Here is a 17,556-nt window from a genome sequence, read left to right as displayed (position 1 = left end):
GGGTCTGGCCGACACCGCCCTGCGTACCGCCGACTCGGGTTACCTGACCCGTCGTCTGGTGGACGTCTCGCAGGACGTGATCATCCGCGAGGAGGCCGCGACCCCCGCCCGGTCCAGGCTCCCGAGCACGTCCACCGCCTGCCCCACCGGAAGGTCCCGGACCCGCCACGCCCCCGTGCCGGCCGCCCGCGCCGCGGTCAGGAACGCGTCCGCCGCCGCGAGGGCGGCCCGGGGCGCGTCGGCCGCGGCGACGCGCACGTGCCGCCCACCGACCCGGACGACCACCGCACCCCCCGGCTCTGCGAGCAAGGTCACATCCGCGCCGAGGCCCGCCACATCCCCCCGCCCGTCGTCCAGGGCGAAGAGGAAACGGCCGGACAGCCCGGCGGCCCAGCCGGTCGCGCACAGCAGCGCGTCCAGTGCGCGGGTCCACAACTGGACGTCGGCGTGGCCGAGTCCGTCCAGACCGGACAGCGGGGAGGCCACCACGTTCCGTACCCGCTCGTGCGTCTCGGAGGGCAGCAGCCCGGCCGCCCGCAGCACCTCCGCCAACTCCGCCCCGCACCCCTCGCCGAGGCCGCGCAGCTCCACGTTGCCCCGCGAGGTGATGGTCAGCCGGCCGTCGCCCAGCGAGTCGGCCGTATCGGCCAGCGCAGCGCCCTGACGGGACGTCAACAAGCCGCCGGGCAACCGGAGTCGGGCCAGTCGCCCGTCGTCCGCCGCGTGCAGTCGCAGCGCGCCCGGACAGGCGTCGCCCCGGTCGCGTATGTGAGGTTCACCCCGGTCCGAGGGTGTTGGTGATGAGGGCGGCATGGCGGCGAGCATACCTACGTCCCTACCCGCGATCTTCGAGGTAGCCACCCGTGCGACGGGGGCAGGATCTACTATGCAGAACGGCACGGGGTCCCAGGGCCCTAGGGAGGAAGCCCGGTGAGAGTCCGGCGCGGTCCCGCCACTGTGAATCGGGCTGCACCGGCCCGGTGAGTCAGGAACTCCCGCCGTCCCACGACCACCCGGGGCGCGGACACCCCGAGGAAGGCCTGCGCACGCGATGACGCACGCGACGATCCTGCTGCTGTCGACCTCCGACACCGACCTGCTCAGTGCCCGAGCGGCCGCGGGCCCGGTCGCGTACCGGTTCGCCAACCCCTCCCGGCTCGCTCTCGACGACCTGCCCGGACTCCTCGACGGCACCGACCTCGTCGTCGTGCGCCTCCTCGGCGGCCTCCGCGCCTGGCAGGAGGGCCTCGACATCCTCCTCGCCGAGGGGCAGACCCGGCCCGTGGTCGTCCTGACCGGCGAACAGGCCCCTGACGCCCAGCTGATGGAGGCCTCCACGGTTCCCATCGGCATCGCGGCCGAGGCGCACGCCTACCTCGCCCACGGCGGCCCGGACAACCTCGACCAGCTCGCCCGGTTCCTGTCCGACACGGTCCTGCTCACCGGGCACGGTTTCGAGCCCCCGGCCGCGGCGCCCACCTGGGGCCCCCTGGAGCGCACTCCCAAGGGCACCACCGGTCCGACCGTCGCCGTGCTCTACTACCGCGCCCACCACATGAGCGGCAACACCGCCTTCGTCGGCGCCCTCTGCGACGCCATCGAGGACGCCGGCGCCCAGGCCCTCCCGCTCTACGTCGCCTCGCTCCGCGCCCCCGAGCCGGAGCTCCTCGACCAGCTGCGCGGCGCCGACGCGATCGTCACCACCGTTCTCGCCGCGGGCGGCACCAGGCCCGCCGACGCGCAGGCCGGCGGCGACGACGAGTCGTGGGACGCGGGCGCGCTCGCCGCCCTCGACGTACCCGTCCTGCAGGCGCTCTGCCTCACCGGCTCCCGCAGCGCGTGGGAGGAGAACGACGAGGGGCTCTCCCCGCTGGACGCCGCCAGCCAGGTCGCCGTCCCCGAGTTCGACGGGCGCCTGATCACCGTCCCGTTCTCCTTCAAGGAGATCGACGAGGACGGCCTCCCGGCGTACGTCGCCGATCCCGAGCGCGCGGCCCGGGTCGCCGGCATCGCCGTGCGCCACGCGCGTCTGCGGCACATCCCCAACGCCGAGAAGCGCCTCGCCCTCGTCCTGTCCGCGTACCCGACCAAGCACTCGCGCATCGGCAACGCGGTCGGCCTCGACACCCCCGCCTCCGCCGTCTCGCTCCTGCGCCGACTGCGCGAGGAGGGCTACGACTTCGGCGACGAGGAGATCCCCGGCCTCGCGTCCGGCGACGGCGACGAGCTGATCTACGCGCTCATCGAGGCGGGCGGCCACGACCAGGACTGGCTCACCGAGGAGCAGCTCGCCCGCAATCCGGTCCGTATCCCGGCCGCCGACTACAAGCGCTGGTACGCGACCCTGCCGCAGGAGCTGCGCGAGCACGTCGAGGAGCACTGGGGCCCGGCGCCCGGCGAGATGTTCCTGGACCGCTCCCGCAATCCCGAGGGCGACATCGTGCTGGCCGCCCTGCGCCGCGGCAATCTCCTCGTCGTCATCCAGCCGCCGCGCGGGTTCGGCGAGAACCCGATCGCGATCTACCACGACCCGGACCTGCCGCCGTCGCACCACTACCTCGCCGCCTACCGCTGGATCGCGGCCTCCGCCGACGACGGCGGGTTCGGCGCCGACGCGATGATCCACCTCGGCAAGCACGGCAACCTGGAGTGGCTGCCCGGCAAGAACGCCGGCCTGTCCGCCGCCTGCGCTCCTGACGCCGCCCTCGGCGATCTGCCCCTCGTCTACCCGTTCCTGGTCAACGACCCGGGCGAGGGCACCCAGGCCAAGCGCCGCGTGCACGCCACCCTCATCGACCACCTCGTCCCGCCGATGGCCCGCGCCGACTCGTACGGCGACATCGCGCGCCTGGAGCAGCTGCTCGACGAGTACGCGCAGATCTCCTCCATGGACCCGGCCAAGCTCCCGGCCATCAGGGCCCAGATCTGGACCCTGATCCAGGCCGCGAAGCTCGACCACGACCTGGGCATGGACGACCGCCCGGACGACGACGGCTTCGACGACTTCCTGCTGCACGTCGACGGCTGGCTGTGCGAGGTCAAGGACGCCCAGATCCGCGACGGTCTGCATGTGCTGGGCGGCGCGCCCACCGGCCCCGAGCGGGTCAACCTCGTCCTGTCCATCCTCCGCGCCCGGCAGATCTGGGGCGGTACGACCAGCCTGCCCGGACTGCGCGAGGCCCTCGGTCTCGACGAGTCCGCCGCGACGCTGAAGACCGCCGACGAGGCGGAGGCCACGGCCCGAGCGCTGGTCGAGGCGATGGAGGAGGCGGACTGGAACCCGGCCGCCGTGGCGACGGTCGCGGCGGACCACGGCCCGCAGGTGGCCGACATCCTGCGCTTCGCCGCCCAGCAGGTCGTCCCGCGCCTCGCCGCCACCACCGACGAACTCGACCACGCGGTCCACGCCCTGAACGGCGGCTTCGTCCCGGCCGGCCCCTCCGGCTCGCCCCTGCGCGGACTGGTCAACGTCCTGCCGACCGGCCGCAACTTCTACTCCGTCGACCCCAAGGCCGTCCCCTCCCGCCTCGCCTGGGAGACCGGCCAGGCCCTCGCCGACTCGCTCCTCACGCGCTACCGCACCGACAACGGCGAATGGCCCACCTCTGTGGGTCTGTCCCTGTGGGGTACGAGCGCGATGCGCACGGCGGGCGACGACGTCGCGGAGGCGCTGGCCCTGCTGGGCATCCGCCCGGTCTGGGACGACGCCTCGCGCCGGGTGAACGGCCTGGAGCCCATCCCGCTCGCCGAGCTCGGCCGCCCGCGCATCGATGTGACGCTGCGCATCTCCGGCTTCTTCCGGGACGCCTTCCCGCACGTCATCGGCCTGCTGGACGACGCGGTACGCCTCGCCGCGTCGCTGGAGGAGCCGGACGCCGACAACTTCGTACGCGCCCACGCGCAGGCCGACCTCGCCGCCCATGGCGACGAACGCCGGGCCACCACGCGGATCTTCGGCTCCCGCCCGGGGACGTACGGGGCCGGACTCCTCCAGCTCATCGACTCCCGCGACTGGCGCACCGACGCCGACCTCGCCGAGGTCTACACGGTGTGGGGCGGTTACGCGTACGGCCGCGGCCTCGAAGGGCGCCCGGCGCGGGAGGAGATGGAGACGGCGTACAAGCGGATCGCGGTCGCGGCGAAGAACACGGACACGCGCGAGCACGACATCGCGGACTCCGACGACTACTTCCAGTACCACGGCGGCATGGTCGCCACCGTGCGCGCGCTGCGGGGCACGGCCCCCGAGGCCTACATCGGCGACTCGACCCGCCCCGAGACGGTCCGCACCCGGACGCTGGTCGAGGAGACCTCGCGCGTCTTCCGCGCCCGCGTCGTGAACCCCAAGTGGATCGAGGCGATGCGCCGCCACGGCTACAAGGGCGCCTTCGAACTCGCCGCGACGGTGGACTACTTGTTCGGCTACGACGCCACGACCGGCGTCATCGCCGACTGGATGTACGACAAGCTCACCCAGACGTACGTCCTGGACCCGGAGAACCGCGAGTTCCTCCAGCAGGCCAACCCGTGGGCCCTCCACGGCATCGCCGAGCGGCTGCTGGAGGCGGAGTCCCGCGGCATGTGGGCGAAGCCGGACCCGGCGGTGCTGGAGGCGCTGCGGCAGGTGTTCCTGGAGACGGAGGGTGACCTGGAGGGCGACGAGCCCGCCTAGACACCCGCCTAGACAGACGCCGGGAACGCGAACCGTACGCCGGTCAGGCGTTCCGACAGCTCCCACAGGCGGCGGCCGGTCTCCGCATCGGCCGCCGCGGGGGACAGCCCTACCTGGGTCGGTTCGCCGCGCAGCTCGCCCTTGCCGTCCGGCCCGATGAACTGCCCGCCCTCCACGCTCGGGTCGGTCGCCGCGTACAGCTGCGGCAGCGCGCCCCGGTCCGGGCTCTGGGCGAGTGGCTTGAGTACGTGGCCGAACATCAGCCGGACCAGACCGGTCGGCGCGCTGGTCTGCAGGTTGGTGGCGGTGTAGCCGGGATGGGCGAGCACACTGCGCACCGGGCTGCCGGCTTCGGTCAGCCGCCGGTGGAGCTCCGCGCCGAAGACGGCATTGGCCAGCTTCGACTGGTCGTAGAAGCCCATGGGCGAATAGCCGCCCCGCTCGCCGGAGATGTCGTCGAAGCGGATGCGTCCCTTGCGGTGGTTGAGGGAGCTCACCGTGACCACGCGGGGGTCGCGCCCGGCGGCCAGCGGGTCGAGCAGCAGCCCGGTCAGCGCGAAGTGGCCGAGATGGTTGGCGGCGAACTGCACCTCGTGGCCCTGCGCGCTCAGTGACCGGGGCGGCGCCATCACGCCGGCGTTGTTGACGAGCACGTCCAGCCGCGGGTGGTCGCGGCGCACCTGATCGGCGAAGTCCCGGACCGAGTCGAGGTCGGCGAGGTCGAGACGGCGTACCTCAAGGCTCGCCCCCGGCTGTTCGGCGGTGATCCCGGCCACCGCCCGTGCGCCTTTGTCCGTGTCCCGTACGGCGAGGATCACGTGCGCGCCCCGGTGGGCGAGCGCCCGGGTGGTCGCCAGACCGAGGCCGCTGTTGGCTCCGGTGACGACGAACACCCGCCCGGTCTGGTCCGCACGCTGCTGATGCTGTGTCATGAGGCAGATGTTGCCGTCGATGGCACCGAGTGTCAAGGTGCTACTGAGTGACATCGAAGGCATGGTGTGTAGGATGGTTCATGTGAGCAGCTCCCGTGCCGTCAGCCTGGCCCAGCGCAAACGTCAGCTCGTCGCGAACGAACTCACCGAAGCGGCACTGCAGTCGCTGGCGGTGAAGGGGTTCGACGCGGTCACCATCGACGAGATCGCGACCGCCGCGGGCGTCTCCAAGCGGACGTTCTTCCGGTACTTCGCGTCCAAGGAGGACGTCGTCGTCCAGTTCCTGGCCGACATGGGCACCGGCATCAGTGCGGAGCTCGCGGACCGCCCCGCCGGGGAACCCCCCGCCGTGGCGCTGCTGAAGGCCGTCTCGGTGCCCCTCGCCACCTGCGGCGAGCATTCCGACCACGCCACCAGGGCACTGCGCGTGGTCCAGCTGATCCTTCGTACGCCCGCCCTGCGTGCACGCTTCCTGGAGCGCCAGGCGCAGTGGCGCGACGACCTGACGGCGGAGCTGGCCGGCCGCCTGGGGCTCGACCCCGACACCGATCTGTACCCGCAGCTGGCCGCCGGGATCGCGCTGACCGCCTTCGACACCGTGCTGCGACGGTGGAGCGGCAGCGACGGCGCCGAGGACCCGATCGAGCTGCTCGACCGGGCCTTCGACATCATCGCCCCGGCGCTGGACGCCCCCTAGAGGGGTGTCCCTCTAGCTCGCCAGCGCCTTGCAGAAGTGCACGTCCGCGTGGCCCCCCGGCATGCCCTCGATCCGCCCGATCTCCGCGTACCCCTGCCGCCGGTAGAACGGGGGTGCCTGGAACGTGTAGGACGCCACCACCATCCGTACGCACCCGCGCCGCAGGGCCTCCTCCTCCGCCGCGCGGAGCAGCTTGCCGCCCCAGCCGCCGTGGCGGTGGTCCTCGTGGACCCACAGCATCTCGACGAAGCCGCAGTCGCCCCAGGTCCATCCGGTCAGCCCGCCGACCAGCTCACCGTCGTCACCCGTGACGCGGGCCGAGAGCTCGCGCACCTCGACCCCGGTCGCGCGCTCGTTGAACTCCGTCAGCTCCTTGTCCAGGCGCTCCGCGAGCTCGTCGTCCCCGTCCGCCACACGTAAATCGGTCATTGGCCGACCCTACTGCCGCGAGGAAGGCCGCGTAGCCTGAAGGCACGATGAACATCTTCAGCACGTCATGGGGCGACCTCGCGCTCACCCGATACCCCGAGGACCCCCGTGACCAGCTCCGGGCCTGGGACGCCTCGGACGAGTACCTGCTACGGCATCTCGAAGGCGAAGCCCTCGACGGCACCGTCGTCGTGCTGGGGGACCGCTGGGGCGCCCTGGTCACCGCGCTCGCGGCGCACCGCCCCACCCAGATCACCGACTCGTACCTCACCCAGCAGGCGACCCGCGCCAACCTCGCCCGCAACGACGCGGCGGGCGTCACCCTGGCGACCACGCGGGACACGCCCCCCGACCGCATCGACGTGCTGCTCGTCCGCGTCCCCAAAAGTCTTGCCCTCCTGGAGGACCAGCTCCGGCGCCTCGCGCCGCACGTCCATGCGGACACCCTCGTCGTCGGCACGGGCATGGTCACCGAGATCCACACCTCCACGCTGAAACTGTTCGAGCGGATCATCGGCCCGACCAGGACCTCGCTGGCCGTGAAGAAGGCCCGGCTGATCTTCTGCACCCCGGACCCGGACCGCACACGCGGCCCCGCCGCGGGTGAGCCGTGGCCCCGCGTCTACGACCTGCCCGACGACATCGGAGTGATGTCCGGACGGCCCGTCACCAACCACGCGGGCATCTTCTGCGCCGAGCACCTGGACATCGGCACCCGTTTCCTCCTGCACCATCTGCCCGTCCGCCGCGGCCCGGTCCGCGTCGTGGACCTGGGCTGCGGAAACGGTGTCGTCGGTACGGCGGTGGCGGTCGCGAACCCCGAGGCCGACGTGCTGTTCACGGACGAGTCCTTCCAGGCGGTGGCCTCGGCCGAGGCGACGTTCCGCGCGAACGCCGGGCCGTCCGCCAAGGCCGAGTTCCTGGTGGGCGACGGACTGTCGGGCGTGGAGCGCGGGTCCGTCGACCTGGTGCTCAACAACCCTCCCTTCCACACCCACCGCGCCCTGACCGACAGCACGTCCTGGCGCATGTTCACCGGCTCACGCACCGCGCTGCGCCCCGGCGGCGAGCTGTGGGTGATCGGCAACCGCCACCTCGGCTACCACGTCAAGCTGCGCCGCCTCTTCGGCAACTGCGAGACCGTCGCGAGCAACCCGAAGTTCGTCGTCCTGCGCGCGGTGAAGAAGCGCTGAGCGGCCCGCCGCCAGCTCCAGCCGGGACCCGGTGAACGAGGCGCGCAGCCGCCGGTCGTGCGTGACGACCACCAGCGCGCCCGGATACGTCGCGAGCGCCGCCTCCAGCTCCTCCACCAGCGCCGGGGCGAGATGGTTCGTCGGCTCGTCGAGCAGCAGCAGATCGACGGGTTCGGCGACCAGCCTGGCCAGCTCCAGCTTGCGGAGCTGGCCGGTGGAGAGCGCACCCACGGGCTTGCCGAGGTCCGCCGCGCGCAGCAGCCCGAGCGCCGTCAGGCGCTCGACGCCCTCCTCGCCGCACAGCTCCCGTACGGTACGGCCGGCGTCGCGCACCGGCGCGCTCTGCTGGCGCAGCAGTCCGACCCGGGCCGGCGCCCGGACCGTACCGCCGTCCGGCGTCAGTTCCCCGGCGAGCACCTGGAGCAGCGTGGACTTGCCCGCGCCGTTCGGGCCGGTGACGAGCAGCCGTTCGCCGGGCGCGATCCGCAGCGCGTCGACCGTCAGGCGCCCGGCCACGTGTACGCCGTGCAGCTCGGCGCCTCCCGGGTCGCCCCGGAACGAGCCGGTGAAGCACAGCGGCTCGGGCGGCGGCGGTACCGGGTTCTCGGTGAGCCGGTGCAGGCGTTCCTTCGCGCTGCGGATCCTGCTCATCGCGCCGTGCGCCCGCGAACGGGCGCGGAAGGCCCCGGCGCCGCTGAACGCGGCGGGCGCCTTGCGCGGGATCGCGGACAGCAGCCCGATGTTGTTCTCGGCCAGCGCGGACTGGCGGGCGAGCTCGGCACGCCATTGCTCGTACTGCCGCGCCCAGCGGGCCCGTTCGGCGGCCTTCTGGGCGAGGAAGCCCGCGTAGCCGTTCCCGTAGCGGCGTACGGTACGCAGATCCTGGTCCACCTCCAGCACGGTGGTGGTGACCCGGTCGAGGAACGCCCGGTCGTGGGTGACCGCGACGACGGTGCCGCGGTGGGCCCGCAGATGCTCCTCCAGCCAGCACACCGCCTCGTCGTCGAGGTCGTTGGTGGGCTCGTCGAGCAGCAGGATCTCGGGCGCGGCGGCGAGGGTCGCGGCGAGTGCGAGCCGGGAGCGCTGACCGCCCGACAGGGTGCCGAGCGGCCGGGCGCGGTCCAGGCCCGCCCGTTCGCCGAGGCGGCGCAGGGTGATGTCGACGCGGCGGTCCGCGTCGTGGCCGCCGCGCGCCTCGTACGCGGCGACGAGGTCGCCGTACGCGGCCAGTCCCTCCGGACCGGTCCGGTGCAGCTCCGTCTCGGCCCGCCGGATCCGCCGCTCCAGTGCCCGCAGTTCGGCGAGGGCGAGATCGACGGCGTCACCGACGCGTGCGCTCGCGGGCAGGTCGAGGGTCTGGGCGAGATGGCCGACGCCGCCGGGGGCGGCGACCTCGACGGTGCCGTTGTCGGGCTGCTCGATTCCGGCGAGCAGCCGCAGCAGCGTGGACTTTCCCGAGCCGTTGTCGCCGACCACACCGGCCTTCTCGCCGGGCCGGACGGTGAAGCTGACGCGGTCGAGGACGACGTGGTCGTCGTAGCGCTTGGTGACGTCCGCCAGGACGATGCGGGTGTCGGCGGCGGTGGGGGCGGCAGGGGCGACAGCAGGGTGCAAGGGCGGACCTTTCCTGGGCGACAGGGCTGGCGAGACGGACCGTTTCGTCTCGACTTCTGGAAAGGTACACCCCGCCGGGCCCGTGCGCAAGACGTTCCGTCTCGTCATTGGGGAACGGTGTCGGGGAGTGTCGTCCGGGAACGGCAAAGGGCCCGGTCCGACGGCGATGCGTCGGACCGGGCCCCTGTCGGCCCGATGGGCCCGGGTCGGACTCAGCCGTTGCCGAGGCCGTTGCCGGCGCCGACCGAGAGGTCGCTGAGGACGTTCGACAGCGGGTCGTCGCCGTCGACCGCGGTCGAGTTCTCGGTGCACTGCTGGTACTGGGCGCTGGACAGGGCGTTGATGTCCTGAACGGCGACCGGCACCAGGATGCCGATGAGCGAACCGGCGTTGACCTTGTTCGGCAGGCCGACGCAGAGCTTGTTCAGCGTGCCCTGGACCAGGGAGAACTGTCCGCTGTAGTCACCGTCCGTGGCCTGGTTGCCGTAGAACTGCGAGGCGCCGTTGCCGCTGGCGGAGACGGGGCCGGTGTCGTCGCCGATCGCCAGCGCCTGCGGCGCCGCGGTCAGCGAGATTCCGGCGATGGACGCGGTCACAGCCGCGGCAGCCCACAGCTTCTTCATGTTGATTCCCTTTCCGGATCCGCACCCCACCGATGAAGTGCCGTGATGATCAACTTGGCGGAAGGTGCCCTGGTTGCGGCTTGTAACCCGAATGGTCGAGCGCGTGGAGCACTGGGCTCGTGTGCCTCGCTCTTTCGCTCCAGGCGGCGGGGAGGTACGGGATATTGGGGGCATGACGGAGCACAGGGGCCGCTGGGAACGGCAGACGCTGATCCCGGCGAGCCGGAGGGACCCGGACGAGCGGCCGGCGGAGCCCATCTACGCGTCACTCATGGCCCAGTGGTCCGCCCTGGGCAGGACCCTCCCCGGCGTCCCCGACCGGGAGTGGGCGGCGATCGTCTCCGGGCCCTGCTGGCCGCGTTGGTGACCGGCGGGCGGGGTTGGTGACCTGCGGGCGGGCAGGAAAAAGGCCGGGCCGCCGCGGAGTGCCGCGACGGCCCGGCCGGGGGCCTTGCGCCGTGATCAGCCGTTGCCCTCGCCGTTGCCGGAGAGCAGGGAGAGGTCGTCGAGGACGTGCGACAGCGGGTCGTCGCCGTCGACCGCGGTCGAGTTCTCGACGCACTGCTGGCTCTGCGCGCTGGACAGAACGTTGACGTCCTGGACGGCGATCGGGATGCCACCGAGGATCGAGCCGGCGTTGATCTTGCCCGGCAGGCCGATGCACGGCTTGTTGAGCGAGCCCTGGATGAGGGACATCTGCGGGCTGAACTTTCCGTAGGTGGCCTGGTTGCCGTAGAACTGCGAGGCGCCGTTGCCGCTGGCGGAGACGGGGCCGGTGTCGTCGCCGATGGCCAGGGCCTGCGGCGCCGCCGCGGCCGAGAAACCGATGACAGACGCGGTGACGGCGGCAGCCGCCATAGCCTTCTTGATCACGACTGATCCCTTTCTGGGGGGGTTCTGGGAGGAGTTTGGGAGAGCCCGTTCCTGGAGCCTCCTGACCAACTCCCCCGACTGGAGTTGGTTCTTCCGCTTCACTCCAACGAGCGGTGCGGGCCGCCGGTCCGGCTCGCCCGGATCCACCGTCAACCGCTCCTCCATGCTGGCCGGTTGGGTCGCCGGTGCAAGTGCAGGAAGGACAACCGGGTGAGCGTCTCGACGGAGGAGTCCGGCTCGGCCAGCAGATGCGTGTCTTCCGCGTCCACTCGCCAGGAGAGCTGTCCGGCGGCGGTGTCGACATGCACCGCGACGCCGCCCGCCGGGTCCGGCGGCGTCATCCTTCCTGCGTGCAGACGCGAGATGTAGGCGATGAGCGCGGCACGCTCCCTGTTCGCCGAGTCCAGTTTGTGGTGGACGACGGCCAGGCGGTCGATGAGCCGGAGCTCGCGTTCATTCCAGGAACGAGGACGAGGTCTTGCGCGCTTCACGGAATCCTCTCGAAGTCGGCCTGAATCAGACGGAATGATAAGCGGCAGAGAAGTCCGAAATGATGGTGTGACGCGCGGGGAATTCGCGCCGCAGGTGGCGGCGCTTCCCCACCTTTTTCTGCGGGCCATTCGGGTGAAGGGGCGGAACCAACCCACGGATCGCGAGTTGAACCGACGCGCGGACAAGCTCGTGCGCTCCGGCTGAAAGGGAAGTAGTGATGATCAAGAAGGTGATGGCTGCCGTGGCGGTCACGGCCTCCGCCGCCGGTATCTCGGTAGCTGCGGCGCCGCAGGCCCTGGCCATCGGCGACGACACCGGCCCCGTCTCCGCCAGCGGCAACGGCGCCGCGCAGTTCTACGGCAACCAGTACACGGACGGCGACTACAGCCCGCAGATGGCCCTCATCCAGGGCACGCTCAACAAGCCGTGCATCGGCCTGCCGAACAAGGTCAACGTCGGTGCGCTCGGCGGCATCCTGGGGACGCTCGCCGTTCAGGACATCAACGCCCTGTCCAGCGCGCAGAGCCAGCAGTGCACCGAGAACTCGACCGCGGTCGACGGCGACGACCCGCTGTCGCACGTCCTCGAAGGCCTCTCCCTGTTCTCCGGCAACGGCGAGACCAACGGCTGAGTTCCGGGCGACACTCCGCCTCATTCACCGGCCTGACTCTTTGGGCGTCCGAGTGAATGTGTCCAGATGATTGGATGAAGAGTTTCGTCCTCGGTCACTTCTCGTAGGTAGCGCGTCGGCGGTGCATGCCGCTGACGGCTGCCCAACCGAAAGAGAAGGGATCGGAATGAAGTACAAGAAGACTGCCACGGTTTTCGCCGGCCTGGTGATGGCGATGGGCCTGGCCTCGCCCGCCCTCGCGGACCCGGACGGCACAGCCACTACCAGTAACTCGGGGGGTCTGCTCTCCGGGAACGCGGTCGTGGTTCCCGTCGAAGCAGACGTCCTCGCGTGCGGCAACACCATCAGCGTCATCGGGCTCCTGAACCCGGCGGCCGGCAACACCTGCGTGAACCACTGATGTGACACGCGGCCCTGAGGGCCATTCTCCACCGGTCCCGGGGTGTCCCGCCCTCGTGCGGTCCACCCCGGGAGCGGTTCTCCAACCTAGAGTGGGAAGACAACGAGATGCGACAGGTCATCGGCAAGGGAATTCTGACGGCCGCGGCGGCCACCAGCATTCTTTCTCTGAACGGCGGGTACGCCAACGCCACTTCCCACGCGGACGGGGAGGCGGTGGGTTCGCCCGGCGTGGTCTCCGGCAACAGCGTCCAGGTGCCCGTGGAGGTGCCGGTCAATGTGTGCGGCAACTCGGTGGACGTCATCGGGGTGCTCAATCCGGCGTTCGGCAACAAGTGCGCCAATGTTTCGGACGGCCCGAAGCGACCGGACCGCGTGAAGCACAAGAAGGAGTCCTCGCATGACTCCGGCGGGTACGGATCCGAGCACGGTTCCGGCGCGCACGGCAAGGACAGCTCGGGCACGCACGGCTCGGACGTGAAGGGCGCGTACGACGAGAAGGACGGGGACGACACGTACGCCCACGGCGGCCACGGTGACCATGGCCGCCACCACGACGGCGGGCACTCGGGAGCCTGGGCCGAGGGTGACACGGTGGGCTCCCCCGGTCTGCTGTCCGGCAACAACGTCAAGGTCCCGGTGCACGTACCGGTCAACGCCTGCGGGAACTCCGCGAACCTCGTCGGCCTGCTGAACCCGGCCTTCGGCAACGAGTGCGCGAACGGCGACGTGAAGCTGCCGCCCACCCGCGAGGAGGAGCGCCCGCCGACTCCCACGACCCCCGATGAGCGGGTGGTCCCCAAGCCCCGTCCCGTGGCCCCCGTCACGCACGAGGTCGCCCCCGCCGAGGAGGTCCGGCAGCTGGCCAGGACCGGCAGCGACAGCGACACGCTCGCCGCCGCGGCCGCCGCCGCGGGCCTGCTGGTCGGCGGCGGAGTGCTCTACCGCCGGGGCAGGGCCGCCGCGCAGCGCTGACGATTCGTCGAACGGCGTCCTGACGCGGCGCTGACAAGGCGTGATCCCCGCCCGGCGATGGCCGGGAGAGTTCCTTCCTCCGGACTCTCCCGGCCGTTTTCGTGCCCCGACGGCGGTGGTTCCGTACGGGGGCGTACCGCGCCGCCCCCGTGGCGTGGTCACCGCTCGACGGGCACCCCGCACGCGGGCTCCGCGCCGGTCACGTCGGCCATGTCGCGGTACACCTGAGCGACGGCGTCCGCCGTGTGCCGTACGTCGTGGGCGGACAGGACGTGCTGGTGGCCCTGGCGGCCCAGCGTGGTGCGCAGCGGCGCGTTGAGCAGCAGATCCGATACGGCCGTGGCCAGCGCGTACGGATCCTCGGGCGGCGTCAGACAGAACAGGGCGTGTCCGGGCGGCAGGCTCTCCCGGGCCCCGTCGACATCGCTGACCACGACCGGCCGGCCGCAGGCCATGGCCTCCAGCGGCGCCAGCGCCATGCCCTCCCAGCGGGACGGCAGGACCACCAGATCGGCCGCCCGGTACCAGGGCGCCGCGTCCGGCGCGCTGCCCGCGAACCGTACGGACGCGGGCGCCGACGAGCGCAGCAGGTCGTCGTCGGGGCCGTCGCCGACCAGGACGAGACAGGCGTTGGGGAGTCGGCGCAGCACCTGCTCCCACGCCGAGAGCAGCACGTCCTGGCCCTTCTGCCGGCACAGCCGTCCCACGCACACCACCAGCGGCGCGGACACGGGCAGATCGGCCACCAGCGGTGGCAGCGGCCTCGGCCCGCCCTCGGGCCGCTCGGGCGGGGGCCGGAAGCGTTCGGTGTCGACGCCGTTGCGGATGACGGTCCAGCGCGCGGCGATGCCCGCGCGCTCCCCGGTGCGCCGCTCCGCCTCGCTGACGCAGACGATCCGGTCGGCCCAGCGGGCGCCGTAGCGTTCCCAGCGCCGCGCCAGCCGGGCGGTGACCCCGCCGACCGCCTCGAACGACCAGGCGTGCGGCTGGAAAACGGTCGGGATCCGGCCCCGTACGGCGAGCCGCGTGGCCAGTCCGGCCTTCGCGCTGTGGGCATGGACGAGGTACGGGCGTACGCGCGCGACGAGCCGGCCGAGCTGCCGGACCTCGGCGGGCAGCAGCGGTCCGGGCGACCGCGCGGCCCGCCAGGCGTGGACCTCGGCGCCGAGCCCGCGTACGGCGTCGGCGAGACCGCCGCGCGGGCAGGCGACGGCCACCCGCAGGCCGGTGCGGATCTGATCGGTCACCAGATCCGTCACGACCCGGGCGACACCGCCGTCGACGGGCTGCACGACGTGGAGCACGGACGGGCGACGGCCGTGGGGCGTGGAGTGCGGGAAGGGGGGCGGGAGGGGCGGGAGGGGTCGCGTCGGCACGCGCAGATCTCCGCTCGTGTACGGGCTCCGGGACAGGGAGGGGCGCGTGCCCGGCGGGCCGCGGACCGGAAATCGCGGCCCGCTTCCGGACGGTCGAATTCTGTGAGGTGCAATTCTGCACACAGTTCACCGGGTCGGCCGACCGGCGGACCCGGCTCTCCGTATTCGCGGCCGGAAAATCCTGTCCCGTGTGTTCTTCGGGCGGGAGCCGACTCTAACCCCTTTTCCGCCCGGAATCGTACGAGGTGGAGTACGCCGGATTAGTCCCTTCGGCTTTTCATCCGTATCTGCGGCCGGGGCCCGTCGTTGAGTGTTGTGCCCCCATCGGTAACCCGAAAGGAAAGAATGATGAAGCGAATCATCAAGTCGGTCGCGCTCATGGGCTCGGGCGTCGCGCTCGTTCTGGGCGCCGCGGGTGCGGCCGCCGCGGACGCCGGTGCCGGCGGCGGTTCGTACCACAACCCGGGTGTCGCCACGGGCAACGTGGCCCAGGTGCCGGTCCACGTCCCGGTCCTCGCCTGCGGCAACACCGTCAACGTCCTCATCGGTGTTCTGAACCCGACCTTCGGCAACCGCTGCTACGCCGTCTCCTGACACCCCGGTCGCCGGTCGCGCGCGCGGGGCTCATCCCCAAGTGCCCCGCGCGCCGCTCGTACGAACCGACCCGCGTTCACCCTTTCGGCCGCACAACCAGGCGGCCTCCATCCCCGTTGATGCTTCGGCCGGGCAGTCACGCCCGGTCGAGGAACAAACGACCAAGGAGCACCTCTCCATGTCGCGTACCGCGAAGGCTCTTGCCCTGTCCACCGTCGCTGCCGCCGCTGTTGCGGGCTCCGCCGGCATCGCCACCGCCGACAGTGGCGCGCATGGCGGTGCGTACCACAACCCGGGTGTCGTCTCGGGCAACGTGGTCCAGGTGCCGGTCCAGGTCCCGGTCAACCTCTGCGGCAACACCATCGACATCGCCGGCCTGCTGAACCCGACCTTCGGCAACACCTGCGTCAACGCCTCCTGACCGCCTTCCTCGGCGTTCACTCGAAGCCGCTCTCCCCGCCACAGCGGGGAGAGCGGCTTCGCGCTGTTGGCGCAGGCGCTGCCCCGAATGGCGGTGACTGCCCCCCATCGGCGGGAGCAAGCTGATGATCAAGCTCTCACCAGGGGAAATGTACCGATGAGCGATGCCTGTGCACAGTGCTCCGAGCACGCTCCGCAGTTGTACGGTTGCGCCCGGCATGCGCCCCTCGCACGGTGATCACAAGATCCGACGATCATCGAAAGGGAATCTTCATGCGTGCTCTGGCAACGCGCCGCATCGCCACAACAGCTCTTTCCCTCAGCCTCCTTCTGGGCGCCGCCGGTCCCGCCATGGCGGCGGAGAACCGGGCTCCGCGCGCCCTGGTCACGGAGGACCCGGCCGCCGTACCGGTCCCCGACGCCGCGGCGCTGCTCCTCAAGGTCGAGCTGCTGGCCGACCTCGGGGGCGTACTGACACCGGTCACCGATCTCCTGAAGGCCGTCCTCGCCGCCGACAACGGTCAACTGACGGCCGCCGACGCCACGAAGCACGCCGATGCCATCAAGGCGGCCATCGCGGCGGCCGCGGCCGCGGCCACGCAGAAGCCCGCCGCCGAGAACCCGGCGGCCCCGGAGGCCGAGAAGCCGCAGGAGATCGCGGCACCGGAGGCGGGGAAGCCGCAGGAGCCCGCGGCTCCGGAGGTGTCGAAGCCCGAGGTCCCGCAGTCTCCGGTGGCGGAGAAGCCGCGGGAGCCCGCCGTCGAGAAGCCCCAGGAGCCGGCGGTCGAGGAGCCCGCGGAGGCCCCGGCGGCTGAGGAGCCCGCGGAGGCCCCGGCGGCTGAGGAGCCTGCGGAGGTGGCGAAGCCGGAGGCCCCGGCGGTCGAGGAGCCTGCGGAGGTGGCGAAGCCGGAGGCCCCGGCGGCCGAGCTGCCGCAGGAGCCCGCGGTCGAGGAGCCCGCGTCCCCGGAGGTGTCGAAGCCCGAGGTCCCGCAGGCCCCGGTGGCGGAGAAGCCGCAGGAGCCCGCCGTCGAGAAGCCCCTGGAGCCCGCGGCTCCCGAGCAGCTGAGGCCCGAGGCCCCGCAGGCCCCGGCGGCCGAGCTGCCGCAGGAGCCCGCGGTCGAGAGGCCGCAGGCCCCGGCCGCCGAGGTGCAGGCGCCGGAGCGCCCGCAGGCCCCGGCGGCGCAGCAGCCCCACCCGCTGATGCCGGTCCTCATGGCGGCGCTCGAGGACTCCAAGGCCAAGCTGGAGGCCTCCCAGGGCAAGGCGGACCTGAAGGGGGACGCGCTGGAGGCGCTGCAGAAGGCGGTTGACAACCTCATCGCCGCGGCCACCGGAGGCGACGTCGCGGCGGTGGCCGCCGCCGTGGTGGCGGTCGTGACCGGTCTCGTCAACCTGGTCGCCGCGATTCTGCTCGGTGGCGGCCTCCCGGCGGCCAACCTCCCCGGCCTGCCGCAGCTCCCGCTGCCGCTTCCGCTGGAGGGGCAGCCTTCCCTCGCCGCCCCGGCGGCGCCCGTCAGCTGACCACTGGCGTATGCGCGTCGTGCCGGCCCCGATGTCCGGGGCTCACCGGCACCATCTCGGCCCAGGGCTCCGGCAAGGTCACCTACCGCTGGGTACAGGACGAGAACACAGCCAG

General features: G+C 72.1%; 16 protein-coding genes, 3 pseudogenes and 1 riboswitch. Of the genes and pseudogenes, 11 read left to right on the top strand and 8 right to left on the bottom strand.

Annotated elements, in window-relative coordinates:
- Positions 1–94: pseudogene (locus tag ABT342_RS38360) on the top strand (hypothetical protein); the annotation flags it as partial.
- On the opposite strand, the pseudogene ABT342_RS36540 reads toward ABT342_RS38360, so the two are convergent.
- A pseudogene (locus tag ABT342_RS36540) lies at positions 91–825 on the bottom strand (ferredoxin-like domain-containing protein); the annotation flags it as partial. The pseudogenes ABT342_RS38360 and ABT342_RS36540 sit on opposite strands and share 4 nt — an antisense overlap.
- Before the next feature lie 55 nt (positions 826–880).
- Positions 881–1,014, top strand: a riboswitch (cobalamin riboswitch).
- A 37-nt stretch (positions 1,015–1,051) separates the two neighbouring features.
- Here ABT342_RS36540 and cobN point away from each other — a divergent pair.
- Positions 1,052–4,672 carry a cobaltochelatase subunit CobN gene (gene cobN / locus ABT342_RS36535; RefSeq protein WP_351583390.1) on the top strand — a complete coding sequence of 1,207 codons (3,621 nt, stop codon included), beginning with the start codon at positions 1,052–1,054 and terminating at the stop codon, positions 4,670–4,672.
- 8 nt (positions 4,673–4,680) lie between these two features.
- Here cobN and ABT342_RS36530 read toward each other — a convergent pair whose 3' ends face one another.
- Entirely contained in the window at positions 4,681–5,604 is a 924-nt protein-coding gene (locus ABT342_RS36530) for an oxidoreductase (RefSeq protein ID WP_351583387.1), read from the bottom strand.
- Positions 5,605–5,677: 73 nt separating this feature from the next.
- On the opposite strand from ABT342_RS36530, the gene ABT342_RS36525 reads away from it, so the two are divergent.
- Complete coding sequence (locus ABT342_RS36525; RefSeq protein ID WP_351583384.1) at positions 5,678–6,301, top strand: acyl-CoA-like ligand-binding transcription factor; 624 nt, start codon at positions 5,678–5,680, stop codon at positions 6,299–6,301.
- Positions 6,302–6,313: 12 nt separating this feature from the next.
- Here ABT342_RS36525 and ABT342_RS36520 read toward each other — a convergent pair whose 3' ends face one another.
- On the bottom strand, positions 6,314–6,730 hold the full coding sequence (locus ABT342_RS36520) for a GNAT family N-acetyltransferase (protein ID WP_351583381.1): 417 nt from the start codon (positions 6,728–6,730) through the stop codon (positions 6,314–6,316).
- Between the two features lie 47 nt (positions 6,731–6,777).
- On the opposite strand from ABT342_RS36520, the gene ABT342_RS36515 reads away from it, so the two are divergent.
- Positions 6,778–7,923 (top strand): methyltransferase, encoded by a 1,146-nt coding sequence (locus tag ABT342_RS36515; RefSeq protein ID WP_351583378.1) that lies wholly within the window; start codon positions 6,778–6,780, stop codon positions 7,921–7,923.
- On the opposite strand, the pseudogene abc-f reads toward ABT342_RS36515, so the two are convergent.
- Together abc-f and ABT342_RS36505 are read right to left on the bottom strand one after the other, a co-directional pair.
- Positions 7,918–9,645, bottom strand: a pseudogene (abc-f, locus tag ABT342_RS36510) (ribosomal protection-like ABC-F family protein); the annotation flags it as partial. The gene ABT342_RS36515 and the pseudogene abc-f sit on opposite strands and share 6 nt — an antisense overlap.
- A 104-nt stretch (positions 9,646–9,749) precedes the next feature.
- Positions 9,750–10,160, bottom strand: a complete 411-nt coding sequence (locus ABT342_RS36505; protein WP_351583375.1) for a rodlin — start codon at positions 10,158–10,160, stop codon at positions 9,750–9,752.
- 172 nt (positions 10,161–10,332) lie between these two features.
- On the opposite strand from ABT342_RS36505, the gene ABT342_RS36500 reads away from it, so the two are divergent.
- Entirely contained in the window at positions 10,333–10,527 is a 195-nt protein-coding gene (locus ABT342_RS36500; protein ID WP_351583372.1) for a hypothetical protein, read from the top strand.
- Between the two features lie 95 nt (positions 10,528–10,622).
- On the opposite strand, the gene ABT342_RS36495 is transcribed toward ABT342_RS36500, so the two are convergent.
- Both ABT342_RS36495 and ABT342_RS36490 read right to left on the bottom strand, forming a co-directional pair.
- Positions 10,623–11,033, bottom strand: a complete 411-nt coding sequence (locus ABT342_RS36495) for a rodlin (protein WP_351583369.1) — start codon at positions 11,031–11,033, stop codon at positions 10,623–10,625.
- A 149-nt stretch (positions 11,034–11,182) separates the two neighbouring features.
- Positions 11,183–11,524: a hypothetical protein gene (locus ABT342_RS36490; protein ID WP_351583366.1), complete on the bottom strand. Its 342-nt coding sequence runs from the start codon at positions 11,522–11,524 to the stop codon at positions 11,183–11,185.
- Positions 11,525–11,742: 218 nt separating this feature from the next.
- On the opposite strand from ABT342_RS36490, the gene ABT342_RS36485 reads away from it, so the two are divergent.
- The 3 genes from ABT342_RS36485 to ABT342_RS36475 all read left to right on the top strand — a co-directional run bounded on the left by ABT342_RS36485 (position 11,743) and on the right by ABT342_RS36475 (position 13,530).
- On the top strand, positions 11,743–12,156 hold the full coding sequence (locus ABT342_RS36485; protein ID WP_351583363.1) for a rodlin: 414 nt from the start codon (positions 11,743–11,745) through the stop codon (positions 12,154–12,156).
- A 166-nt stretch (positions 12,157–12,322) separates the two neighbouring features.
- Positions 12,323–12,556: a chaplin gene (locus ABT342_RS36480; RefSeq protein WP_351583360.1), complete on the top strand. Its 234-nt coding sequence runs from the start codon at positions 12,323–12,325 to the stop codon at positions 12,554–12,556.
- Positions 12,557–12,663: 107 nt separating this feature from the next.
- A complete protein-coding gene (locus ABT342_RS36475) occupies positions 12,664–13,530 on the top strand; it encodes a chaplin (protein ID WP_351583357.1) in 867 nt (288 codons plus the stop codon).
- 158 nt (positions 13,531–13,688) lie between these two features.
- Here ABT342_RS36475 and ABT342_RS36470 read toward each other — a convergent pair whose 3' ends face one another.
- Entirely contained in the window at positions 13,689–14,906 is a 1,218-nt protein-coding gene (locus tag ABT342_RS36470) for a glycosyltransferase (RefSeq protein ID WP_502965675.1), read from the bottom strand.
- A 348-nt stretch (positions 14,907–15,254) separates the two neighbouring features.
- On the opposite strand from ABT342_RS36470, the gene ABT342_RS36465 reads away from it, so the two are divergent.
- The 3 genes from ABT342_RS36465 (at position 15,255) to ABT342_RS36455 (ending at position 17,441) form a co-directional block, all read left to right on the top strand.
- Positions 15,255–15,500, top strand: coding sequence for a chaplin (locus tag ABT342_RS36465; protein WP_351583354.1), 246 nt, complete (start codon positions 15,255–15,257; stop codon positions 15,498–15,500).
- A gap of 178 nt (positions 15,501–15,678) precedes the next feature.
- Positions 15,679–15,921 (top strand): chaplin, encoded by a 243-nt coding sequence (locus tag ABT342_RS36460; RefSeq protein WP_351583351.1) that lies wholly within the window; start codon positions 15,679–15,681, stop codon positions 15,919–15,921.
- A gap of 272 nt (positions 15,922–16,193) precedes the next feature.
- On the top strand, positions 16,194–17,441 hold the full coding sequence (locus ABT342_RS36455) for a hypothetical protein (protein ID WP_351583348.1): 1,248 nt from the start codon (positions 16,194–16,196) through the stop codon (positions 17,439–17,441).
- Positions 17,442–17,556: the final 115 nt, after the last annotated feature.

Origin of the sequence: Streptomyces sp. NPDC000410 (assembly GCF_040300305.1) — a bacterium.
In the GTDB taxonomy this organism is placed as follows: domain Bacteria; phylum Actinomycetota; class Actinomycetes; order Streptomycetales; family Streptomycetaceae; genus Streptomyces.
The sequence above is the reverse complement of the archived record's forward strand: the minus strand, read 5'-3'. Positions and strand labels throughout refer to the sequence as shown.